The sequence below is a fragment of the Cloacibacillus sp. genome, from assembly GCF_020860125.1.
Taxonomy (GTDB): domain Bacteria; phylum Synergistota; class Synergistia; order Synergistales; family Synergistaceae; genus Cloacibacillus.
Genome location: NZ_JAJBUX010000027.1, coordinates 1 through 11,230, shown reverse-complemented (window position 1 = coordinate 11,230; position 11,230 = coordinate 1). Strand labels below are relative to the sequence as shown.

The window sequence follows — 11,230 nt, the reverse complement described above, 5'->3', positions numbered from 1 at the left end:
CCCGCTTTGCGGGGAGCTCCCTCAGAGAGGGCGCCTTCAAGGGCAAATTCAAAAGCTAAACCGCTATTTATCTCTCTTTCCCCTCCCGAAAAAAATCTGTGTTTGCCACGGCATTACGCACATACGCCACTGAAATTTTTTCCTTTTTGTGATATCCTGCTGTTAGTCTATCTTTCAATCAATATGAACGGGGTTGGTCAACATTACAAATTCCACGCTTAGAAAAGACGCCGAGAAAATCTATACAGCCGCGCTGCGGGAGGCGATGCCCGAAGAGGCGGTTCGCAGGGCTCTGCGTGAGATGAGGCCCGCGGAGGAGCTCGTTCTCGTCGCCATTGGCAAGGCGGCCTGGAGGATGGCGAAGGCGGCCCGCGACGAGCTTGGCGAACGGATAGCCTGCGGGGCAGTCATTACGAAATACGGACATTCGGAAGGACCGATCGCCAACCTTTCGATATACGAAGCCGGTCATCCGATCCTTGACGAAAATGGTCTTGAGGCGGCGAAGGCAGCATTGGAGCTGACTAAAAGAGAGAGCGAAGGACGTGCGGTACTTTTTCTAGTTTCCGGCGGCGGCTCCGCTCTCTTTGAATCCCTGCTGCCGGGCGTGACGCTCGAATACATGCGCGGGCTGAACGGCAGACTGCTCGCCTGCGGCGCGGACATACAGGAGATAAACACCATTCGGAAGCTCTTCTCCGCCGTCAAAGGCGGACGTTTCGCCAGGCACTGCGCGCCGTCGAAAATCTATCAGATCGTCCTCTCCGACGTGCTCGGCGACGACCTCGGCTCGATAGCCTCCGGCCCCGCCGCCCCCAACCCGGCGCGCGCGGAGGATATACGCCATATAAACGATAAATATTCACTCGGCATAGACGATAAGGTAATCGAAGGACAGAAGCCTGTCGACACGCCAAACGTGACGACGGTGATGGCCGCCAACGTGCGTATCCTCTGCGAAGCCGCGGCGCGGCGCGCGGAAGAGCTAGGCTATAATGCCTATATCATCGACGACGCCGTCGACGGGGATATTGAGGAGCTTGCAAAGCGGATATACGGCGCATCGAAGCTCGCCGGCGCGCTGGACTCGCCCTATCGCCGTCCCTGCGCCCTCATATTCGGCGGCGAGCCCACCGTGCGCCTTAAAGGCAAGGGGCTTGGCGGGCGCAATCAGGAGCTGGCGCTGATAATGGCGAAATATCTCGCCGGCGTCGAGGGGATGGTTTTTGTCTCCTGCGGCTCCGACGGCACAGACGGCCCCACCGAGGCCGCCGGGGGGATGACCGACGGCTCGACATGGGACCTTATATCAAAAAGGGGCGCGAACCCCGCGGCGCTGCTGGCGGATAATGATTCAAACCGCGCCCTGGAAATAGACGGTTCGCTGATCGTCACCGGGCCAACCGGTACCAACGTCAACGACCTGATGCTGCTTTTGGTCGGCCGCTAAGCGCAGAGAGACGGGGCTTCATTTTCCAGCCGCTTGACGTACCTTTCGACGGCGGCGAGAAGTCCCGTTATCTGCTCCTCCCGGATATCCCCGATGTTTCCGATGCGGAAGGTGTCGCGCTCGGAGAGCTTTCCGGGATAGATCACATAACCGTCCCGTTTAAGGGACTCATAGAAATCAGTAAAATCAAAACCGACTCCCTCCGGATAGAGGAAAGAGGTTATCACCGGCGAGCGCAGCTCATCGGGAAGAAGCGCCCGGAAACCCAGCTCATCCATTCCGCGGATGAGCATGTCACGGTTGGCGGTATAGCGCATATTGCGCGCGACGACGCCGCCCTCCTCTTTGAGTTCACGCATCGCCTCCGCGAAGGCGGCGACGACGTGCGTCGGCGAGGTAAAACGCCACTTGCCGCGGTGCTCCTCCATCGTCTTCCACTGGCTGTAGAGGTCAAGTGAAAGGGAGCGGGCGCGTCCCCCGCATGCGGCCAGCTCCGCGCGCTTCGCGATGACGAAGGCGAAGCCGGGTACGCCCTCTATGCACTTATTGGCACTGCTGATCAGAAAATCTATGTCAAGGTCGTCCATATAGAGAGAAATGCCTCCGAAGCTGCTCATCGCGTCAACGATAAACTTTTTGCCGCAGCTCTTCGCGACGCGGCCAACGCTCTCGATGTCGTTCAGGATACCGGTCGTGGTCTCGCAGTGAACCACCGCGACATGCGTCACCGCCGGATCGTCCACCAGCATATCGGCCAGCATCGCCGCGTCGGGGCGCTCGCATTCGTCAAAACGCAGCTCGACGGCGGATATCTTCAAGATTCCCGCGATCTCCGCTATCCTCCTGCCGTATGCGCCGTTCGAGAGCACCGCCAGTTTGCCGCCCCGCGGAATCACACTGCCGATCACCGACTCCACGGCAAAGGTGCCGCTGCCCTGCATCAGCACGGAGGTATAATTGGCGCGTTCGGCGCGGTCGCGCAGCGCCATCTCCACCAGCCCGCGCCGCAGATCCTCTACGACGTCGTTATAATCCCTGTCCCAGGTGCACCAGTCGCGAAGCATCGCCTCCTTGACGGCGGCGGTGGTCGTAAGCGGCCCCGGCGTCAGCAGCAGATATCTATTTTCATTCATCCTTACCGATCTCCTTTACAAAAGCCGGAAGCTCTTTGATACTCTCCAGCACATAGTCGGCCCCCGCGAGGTAAAAACGCTCCCGCGCGGCCTGTTTTCTGTCCTCGATCTCCTCCGCGGAGAGCGCCCCGAACTCCGAAGCCGTAAGGCCCAGTTCGCTGCTTCCCTTTAAGATGCCGATGCTGATCACACCGGCGTTTTTGCCTTCGCGGATATCCGCCGCCGTATCCCCCGCCTTTACCACCGAACAGGGGGGATAAACGCCGAGACGTTCCATATTCTTGAATATCATCCACGGCGCCGGCCGCCCACCGGCGACCTCGTCGGGCGTCACGACGCAGTCCGGCGCGTAGCCCGCCGCCTTCGCGAGCGGCTCGATGACATCCATCATCTCTCTCGTATAGCCGGTGGTGGAACCGATCTTTATTCCAGCCTCACGGAGCTCCCGCACCGCGGCGCAGGCCCCCTCTATCGGCTCGGAGAAGTTGTGGAGTATATTCATGAGCGCCGGTTCAAAGGCGGCGTAGATCCCCAGAGCGTCGTCGTCTATCGGCGCGCGTCCATATTTCTCCCTGAATAGCCGCGCCGGGCGCTCCATTTTGAGCAGTTCGCGAATATGCTCGAGCTTCGGCATCCCCATCGGCGCGCGCAGCTCATCCATCTCGAGGCGCAGGCCGCGCTGCTCAAAGATCTCCGAAAAGACCTTAAGCGGGGCCATCGAGCCAAAATCCACCGTCGTACCGGCCCAGTCAAGGATCACGCATTTGATTTTTCCGCAGTTTGTCATCTGTTGCCGCTCCTTTTCATCACAAAGATATATTCGTAAAGTAATTTCGCCGCCACGTTGACGAGAATGACGAGGACGGAGAGCGCCGCGGCGGGCGCGATATCCCCCGCGTCCTCCATATTGACGATCGCCACCGAGGCGAGCTTAAAGTCCGCGGGATATAGAAAAACCACCGCGGATATCGTAACCATCGCGTTGACAAAAAAATAGAGCGCCGTCTCAAAGATCGCGGCGCGGCACATCGGCACCGTGACCTTAAAGAGCGTCCTGTATGACGGCACGGCCATCGAGGCGGCGACCGCCTCTATCTCGCGGTCGAGCTTTTTCAGCGCCGAAGAGGCCGTAACATAGGGAACCGAATAAAAATGGACGATGTTCGCGAGCACCAGCACCGCCGCCGTACCGTAGATGAAATTCAGCGGGTTGCCCTCCATATTGAAAAAGAAGATGAAGGCCAGGCCTATTGAGAGCCCCGGCAGCGCCAGCGGTATCAGAGAAAAGAGATTGTCTGCCTGCCGCAGCAGCCGGTTCGCGGTGCTCTTCTCCACCAGCCAGGCGTTCATGAATACAAATACCGTACCGCAGAGCGCCGTCAGCAAAGCGGTGACAAGGCTGTTAAAAAAGGAGCTGATGCCTCCCGTCGCGGGACTGTCTACCGTAAAGTGCTCGAAGGTCAGCGCCATATTATAGGGCCAGGCCCTTATCAGCGAAGCGGCGAGCACCGCGCCGAAGAGTACGAGGATAAACCCCGCGACGGCGGTGCAGAAGACCGTAAGCGCCGCGTCGCGTCCCCGCGAGGGGATCACGCGGTAGGCGATGCTGCGCGAGCTGACCGTGACGCTGTTCTCGCTCGCCGTGAGACGTTCGGTGACGAACATTACCACCGCGGGGATCATCAGCAGCAGCCCGACGACCGAGCCCATCCCAAAATTCTGCTGTCCGATCACCTGCTTATAGATATCGGTGGCCAGCACGCTGTAATTACCCCCTACCACCTTTGGCGCGCCGAAGTCGGAGAAACAGAGGCTGAAGGCGACGAGAAAGGCGCTGACAAGGCCGAACTTCGCCCCCGGCAGCGTGATCGTGCGCAATATCCGCATAGGCCGCGTCCCCATCGCGCGCGCCGCCTCATAAAGGCGGTTGTCGGTATAAGAGAGCGTGATATAGAGGATCAGAAAGGCCTGCGGGAAGGTGTAGACCACCTCTGATATGATTATCCCCAGCGGCCCGTAGAGCGGCAGCTTCAGCCCCATCATCGTGACGACCCCTTTATTGCCGATCAGGTAGATCAGCGCGATGCCGAACATCATCGTCGGCGCGCAGAGCGGCAGCAGCGCGAGAAACTTAAATAGTCCCTTCGCGGGGACAGCCGCGCGCGTCAGAGCGTAGGCGTAGGTAAAAGCGAGCAGCAGCGACAGAAGCGAGACCGCCGTCGATATCTCCAGCGAATTCCATAGCGCCCCAACGAGGTGAGGCGAGGAAAAATATTCACGGAAGTTCGCGAACCCGATATAGGCCCCGTCAAAATCGGTGAAGGCCTTCGCAAAAAGAACAGCCATCGGCGCGGCGACGGCTGTAAAGAGCAGACATAAATTTATCGCGAGAAGCGCGGTCTCGGATCTGTTGGCGTTTTTTATCTTTCTCATCGTTAGGCGCTCTTGAGCATTATGACCTTATCCTGCGGAATATCTATATAGAGGCGGCTGCCGAGCCGTAAAACCTTCGCGTCGCTCTGTTGCGAGGGGATATCTACCATCAGATGCCCCACATGCGTATCCACCTCTATGCGGTAAAAGGCCCCGCGGTACTCCACATCGCAGACCTCGGCCTGGATCGTGTTGTCCGACAGCGATTTGCTGAGACAGAGGCTCTCGGGGCGGATCGCCCTGTCCGCGCCGACAAAATTCGCCGTGCCGACGAAGTCGGCGACGAAGCCGTTGACGGGAGCGTCATAGAGCGCCTGCGGCGTGTCCATCTGTTCGATGCGCCCCTCGTTCATAACGATGATGCGGTCGGCCATCGAAAGGGCCTCCTCCTGGTCGTGCGTGACCATGATCGTCGTGATCGCGAAACGCTGCTGAATCTGGCGGATCTCCTTGCGGAGCTTGAGACGCACCTTCGCGTCAAGCGCCGACAGAGGCTCGTCGAGGAGCAAAAACTCCGGGTTCAGCACCAGCGCGCGGCAGATGGCGACCCTCTGCTGCTGCCCGCCCGAAAGCTGCTGGGGATACTTCTTGCTGTGACAGCCGAGCCCCGTGGTCTCAATTATACCGGCGACGCGCTCCGCGGCCTCATCTTTGGAGAGCCCCTTATTCCAAAGGCCGTAGGCGATATTCTCCTCAACATTTAGATTCGGAAAGAGGGCGTAAGACTGAAAGACTATTCCGAAGTTTCTTTCCGAAGGGGGCGCGCAGGTCACATCGCGCCCCCCGATCTCTATACTTCCCTCATCTATGGCCTCCAGCCCGGCGAGCGAACGCAGCAGCGTGCTCTTGCCACAGCCGGAGGGGCCTAATATGCAGACGAACTCTCCGTCGCGTATCTCGAAGCTCACCCTGTCGAGAGCCGTCATGCCTTTAAATCTCTTGGTAATATTTATCGCCCGGAGAGTCGTCATCGATGTTCCCCTACTTCGCTTCCGTCTTGCCCTCGTAACGGGAGGCCCACTCTTTCAGCAGACGGTCGCGGTTCTGGGCGGCCCAGCGCAGGTCGTTCTTCTTCACGAGCTGCGAGAGCGGGTCCTTTGAATAACCCTCGGGGATCGCGCTGCCAACCTTCACCGCCGTGATCGCGTAGTCGTCCTTCAGCGCGTTGATCGCCCTGTCAGAGATGGCCCAGTCAAGGAACTTCTTCGCCTCGGGCTTGATACTCTTCTTCTTGATCAGCGCGTTGGCCTCGACGTCCCAGCCGCTACCCTCCACGGGGAATACTACCTCCACGGGAGCGCCCTTCTTCTTCTGGTTCACACCGGCGTAGCCGTAGGAGATACCGACGGGGAACTCACCCGAGGCGGCCTTTTTAGCGGGCGCGGAGCCGGAATGCGTATAGAGCGCGATATTTTCATGGAGCTTGTCGAGATACTCAAAACCCGCCTTCTCGCCCATCAGCTGGAGAATTCCCGAGACGGCGAGAAAGCCGGTGCCCGATGAGTTGGGATTGCTCATGACGATCTTTCCCTTAAATTCGGGGCGGAGAAGGTCCTTGTACGACTTTATCGCGGGCAGCCCCTGGGCCTTCGCCTCGGCGGTGTTCACCACGATCGCGCACTCCCAGGCATCGATGCCGACCCATGCCGGCGGATTCGCCGTATCCTTCAGCATCTTTTCAACGCGGTTAAGCCCCTTCGGCGCGTAGGGTTCAATAAGGCCTCTCTTTTCAAGTACGAGGAGGCTGGAGGCCGCCGTGCCCCAGACAACATCAGCGGGCGTATTCGCGCCCTCGGCGAGCAGCTTCGCCGTGATAATGCCCGTAGAGTCGCGGACTATCTTCACATCTATATCGGGATTCGCCTCCTTAAAGGTGGCAAGGTACTTATTGATCTGCTCGTTCTCCAGCGCCGTATAGACGATAAGCTCCTTACCTGCCGCGTGCGACGCCACGGCGGCAAAGACCGCGGTCACGACGATAAGCAGCAGCGCGAACTTCCAGGCTTTTCCAATTTGATCCGATAAATTAATCATTAAAATCATCCTTTCAATGTGTTGGCTTAATTTAACCACCACAAAGTTACGGATGCTTTTCGTCTGGGTTACGCAAAGGTAACGGCAATACAAAAATATGTAACGGCATAAACAAAGCCGCCGGAGAGAAAACCCCTCCGGCGGCCTGTTTCTTGTGCTATTGCCTCTTAGTTACATCGTCCTTCGCGTCCGTTACATTACCTCTTCCTGCGGTAAATAAAGGGAACCGCGACAAGCAGAAGAAGTCCCGCGAATCCCGCGTTACAGCCGCTGGAACTGCTGTGCGGGGTCGGAGCCGGTGTCGCCTTGTTGGTGGCTACCGCTATCGGGTCGACTACGTTGCCCGGGGTCTTGTCCAGGTCAAATTTTCCGCCGTCGGCCACAAAGATTATCAGCTTATAGTCCGAGGTCTTTACGACCTTATCCGTCAGGGCGAGTGTCTTGTCGTTCGCGTCCTTGAGTGTGAATGTCTCGTCCTGATATCCAGCCGCCGACGAAGCGTAGCCGAACTGTGCGCCTTTGCCGTCTGCCAGTACCTTGATTATCTTCACGTCTCCCGCGACAGTGCCTTCTTCAGCGCCCAGCTGCGCGCCGGTCATCGAAAATGCCATCGCTGCGACATTCTTCGCTTTTACGGTAGTGGATACGATTGGAAGCAGGACCACGTTTTTCGGCGCAACTTCCTTGTCAGCGGACATCACCTCTTCAAGCGCGCTCTTGGCGAGCACTGGGCTGATCGTGAGCGTGCCGTTGGCGGTGGCGACGAGATTTTCTTTTTTGATATTCGTCGTATTAGCGATCTCGTCTTTCGCGTCCTCCGTCGCTTCCTTAATGGCCGGTGTCGCCGCCTCTACGTTTTCAGGCTTGTCTTTTTCGTTGTTGACGGGGTTTTTATCTTTCCCTACGGTACCAGGGTCGATGGGGGCCGGAGTCGGAGTCGGATCAGGGGTAACCGGATCAATGACCGTCAGCGTACAGGCCGCGGAGGTATACAGTCCCTTGGCAGTAATGATAGCAACTCCCGCTTTTTTGCCGGCCGTCACTGTGCCGTCTTTGACAGTGGCGACAGCTTGATTGCTGCTGCTCCAAGATACGCTGTCTTTTGCGTCATATTTGGCTTCTACTTTGCCGGTTTCACCGATCTTCAATTCCATATTGGCTGGGGTCACGCTTACGGGGGCCGCTTTGCGTACCGTAACCACGCACTTATTGACAGACTCGCTTATAACGCCGGTCGCCGTTACATTGGCCGTACCCGCTCCTACGGCGGTGATATTGCCGTTACCGTCAACAGTCACGACGCTTTCGTTTTCCGAAACCCACTCGAAATCTTCAGTAATATCGCTGGAAGCCGTCAATTTTGCCCCCGATGCAAAGTCAAGTACAAGTTCCGCGGTGTCCGGAGTGACAACGACGCCGGCTAAGACCACGGTATACGTATTTTCCGTTGGCTTTACAACATAGGGCTCTCTGACGTAATCTCTAGGATCACTGCTGTAGGTGCCACCGATAACGCTGATGTTCTCTTTTAAGTTATCTATTTTGAGTGCATCTTTGCCTCCGATAAATACTCCACCCGCTATGGTAAGTCCCTTAACTTTTAGGGCAGTACCTTCGTTAGCAAAGGCCTCTACAACAGCATAATTATTGCCGCTCTTAAGCTCCGAATTGCCAGAAATCGTAGCCTCAATATCTCCTTTATACGACGAGTCTGCCGCTCCCTGTGAAAGCAAAGAAAGCGCGGACCCGGTAGCATGAGTACCGTCTCCCTCTTTCGTATACGGCTGTTCTACAGCATCTCCAGTCGCCTCTATACTTCCGCCTTCCATCACAAGAGTGCCGGCTTTCATCTGAATACCGTCGTATCCCGATATTTTCCCACCGTAAATATAGAGCATCCCAGACTGAGGATGATAGATTCCCGCTCCTTCTGCCTTGGTTCCGCCAATAATTTCGCCATCGTTGATTGTTATCTCAGTTCCACCATGATTTACGGTCGACGTATTGCTGCTGTTACCAGAAATAGCACAGCCGTCTCCAGAGGTTGCCTCTATCGTACCATTATTCAGGGTGAAAGATGCAGTTTTGCCAAACACGACCAACGCGTATGTTTCAGCTCGCAGTTCGCCGCCATCCATAATGGCAACTACATTTGAATCTCCACTGCTTGGATTAGAATTGGCGTAGAGATACATAGCGGAATACTCGCCCTCGATGAGACCGCCGCTGATGTTTACCGTGCCATAGTTCGCTATGGCCCTGGCTCCGTCGTTATGTTTTACAAAAGTACCCTTTTTAGCTATGATAGCTCCTTTTTTTTCCGCACTCGTGTCGGAAATATTAAGTGTGTTTCCTTCTTTTACTACTATCGCAAATCTGTTATCACCAGCTAAATCGCCACTTGCGGTCCACTCAATACTATGTCCGTTCAAGTCAAGGTCAAGCGGTATATCTGCCGATAAGGTCAACTGCCCTTTATCAAAAGAAACGTCTTCCGATAAGGCTAATTTTCCCCCATTTTTAAAAGCGTTGCTCAACCATTCGGGAGCTTCCGTATCCGCCGCCATAGCCATCGGCGCACACATCAGCGCCATCAGCAACACAAGAAAAATTATTCCGTACTTTCTTAACTTCGTCATTCTCATATTTCCCCTTTCTTTGTTTTGTTACCCCTTCTTTGCCGTTACAAAACCCTCATGATAAAAAACCTTTTATCTTCCCCTCCCTCGCAAAGATAAAATAGACTTCCAACCTTTTAAGTTCATTAACGCGGCCACAACACGGCCATGCTCTCTGCAAGAAAAAAGAACAGGCCCGCGGATATGGCGAGCGATATGAAAAAAGTTATATATAACGCCCTCTGCTTCACAGTCTCTCCCCTCTCAATATTGCGTACCGGCAGCCGGTTTGTTCCGTTTTTTCGCATATACCTGATGCCGCTGTTTATTATTCGTTCCTATTTTGCGGATATTGAACACTTAAAAACTCATTATGAATTAAGACAACAAAACATCTAAATACACCAAAACCGCATAGATGTACCTTCGTATTTTATGGATTACATTCGTCTCTTCTTCGGTTATAGTAGATGTATATTCGCTTAAAGTCAATATAGTTTTAATATTTTCGCTCAATATTAATGATATTTCGATTATTGATAATAGTAATTTAGCTCTTTTCTAAGTAAATTGGTAGAAGAAAGGGGCTTGTCTAATGTGGAAGATTCAAAAGTACCGGATAGCCCAGGGGCTGACACAGGAAAACCTCGCGGAAAGGGTCGATCTCTCGGTAAGTTATATCTCCGAGATCGAAAACGGGAAGAAACGCCCATCTCTGAAAACTTTGGAGAAGATCGCAGCAGCGCTTGAGGTCTCTCTCGTTTCGCTGATTGGCGAAGATAATAAAAAAGATATAAGGGAAGAGAGGCAGATAGAGTGCCCTTTTCTTAAGTATACGGATGACAGCGGCGATATCGCGGCGGCAAACGGCATCACGCGGGAGATTTTCACGGCGGTAGCCGAGCTGGCAATGGAGGAAAAGATAAAGGTCCTATCCTATGTCCGTGACCTGAAAAAGCTTTCGGAGTTTATGAGAGACAAGAGATAGCGAAGTCATTTTTTACAAAAAACCGCTGCGGCGGTATTATTCTTTAATACCATTCGATAAAACGTCTTAGTTGAACTTGCCCCTCTGCTCTCCCATAATAGGGACATCGGAGGAAAAAATCCGAAAGAATTTGATATAGGAAAGCGTCTTTAAAGAGAAATGACAAAACGCAGAAAGAAAAAACATTCCACACTAAAAAACGCTATTTTCCTCTCACACATAATGATTGACACAAAAACAGCCCTGAGGATTACCCTCAGGGCCGTTCTTCAAATTAATTCCAGCGGCGACCTACTCTAACAGACAAACTAGCCGACCTAGCACAAATCAGAAAAGCACTGATTTTGCTCCCTGGCCATGGTGGACAAACTAGCCGACCTCGCACAAAAGGCAGAACCGGCCTTTTGGCTCCCTGGCCATGGTGGACAAACTAGCCGACCTCGCACAAATCAGAAAAGCATTGATTTGGCTCCCTGGCCATCCCACGGATACCCTCCGTAGTACCATCGGCGATGAGAGGCTTAACTGCCGGGTTCGGCATGGGACCGGACGAACATCCCGCGTCTTACGCCAC

Annotated in this window: 9 protein-coding genes; 3 read left to right on the top strand and 6 right to left on the bottom strand. The window is 54.8% G+C overall.

The annotated features are described in order from the left end of the window. Positions 1-222: hypothetical protein (locus tag LIO98_RS03705; RefSeq protein ID WP_291953442.1), on the top strand; the 222-nt coding region annotated here is incomplete at its 5' end. Beyond that, positions 194-1,450 carry a DUF4147 domain-containing protein gene (locus LIO98_RS03700; protein ID WP_291953441.1) on the top strand — a complete coding sequence of 419 codons (1,257 nt, stop codon included), beginning with the start codon at positions 194-196 and terminating at the stop codon, positions 1,448-1,450. The genes LIO98_RS03705 and LIO98_RS03700, both read left to right, overlap by 29 nt. On the opposite strand, the gene phnW is transcribed toward LIO98_RS03700, so the two are convergent. The 6 genes from phnW to LIO98_RS03670 form a co-directional block, all read right to left on the bottom strand. Further along, the gene (gene phnW / locus LIO98_RS03695) at positions 1,447-2,583 is read right to left on the bottom strand and encodes a 2-aminoethylphosphonate--pyruvate transaminase (RefSeq protein WP_291953440.1); all 1,137 of its coding nucleotides are present in this window, start codon (positions 2,581-2,583) and stop codon (positions 1,447-1,449) included. The two genes, LIO98_RS03700 and phnW, sit on opposite strands and share 4 nt — an antisense overlap. Beyond that, on the bottom strand, positions 2,576-3,370 hold the full coding sequence (gene phnX, locus LIO98_RS03690; protein WP_291953439.1) for a phosphonoacetaldehyde hydrolase: 795 nt from the start codon (positions 3,368-3,370) through the stop codon (positions 2,576-2,578). The genes phnW and phnX overlap by 8 nt, the downstream gene beginning before the upstream one ends. Then, positions 3,367-5,016 carry a putative 2-aminoethylphosphonate ABC transporter permease subunit gene (locus LIO98_RS03685; RefSeq protein WP_291953438.1) on the bottom strand — a complete coding sequence of 550 codons (1,650 nt, stop codon included), beginning with the start codon at positions 5,014-5,016 and terminating at the stop codon, positions 3,367-3,369. Before LIO98_RS03685 ends, phnX begins: the two co-directional genes overlap by 4 nt. A gap of 2 nt (positions 5,017-5,018) precedes the next feature. After that, positions 5,019-5,987: an ATP-binding cassette domain-containing protein gene (locus tag LIO98_RS03680; RefSeq protein ID WP_066743601.1), complete on the bottom strand. Its 969-nt coding sequence runs from the start codon at positions 5,985-5,987 to the stop codon at positions 5,019-5,021. A gap of 10 nt (positions 5,988-5,997) precedes the next feature. Beyond that, positions 5,998-7,050 (bottom strand): putative 2-aminoethylphosphonate ABC transporter substrate-binding protein, encoded by a 1,053-nt coding sequence (locus LIO98_RS03675; RefSeq protein ID WP_291953437.1) that lies wholly within the window; start codon positions 7,048-7,050, stop codon positions 5,998-6,000. Between the two features lie 197 nt (positions 7,051-7,247). Next, the gene (locus LIO98_RS03670) at positions 7,248-9,689 is read right to left on the bottom strand and encodes an Ig-like domain-containing protein (protein ID WP_291953436.1); all 2,442 of its coding nucleotides are present in this window, start codon (positions 9,687-9,689) and stop codon (positions 7,248-7,250) included. 574 nt (positions 9,690-10,263) lie between these two features. Between LIO98_RS03670 and LIO98_RS03665 the strand changes: the two genes are divergently transcribed. Continuing rightward, positions 10,264-10,656: a helix-turn-helix transcriptional regulator gene (locus tag LIO98_RS03665; RefSeq protein ID WP_291953435.1), complete on the top strand. Its 393-nt coding sequence runs from the start codon at positions 10,264-10,266 to the stop codon at positions 10,654-10,656. The last annotated feature ends 574 nt before the right edge of the window (positions 10,657-11,230 follow it).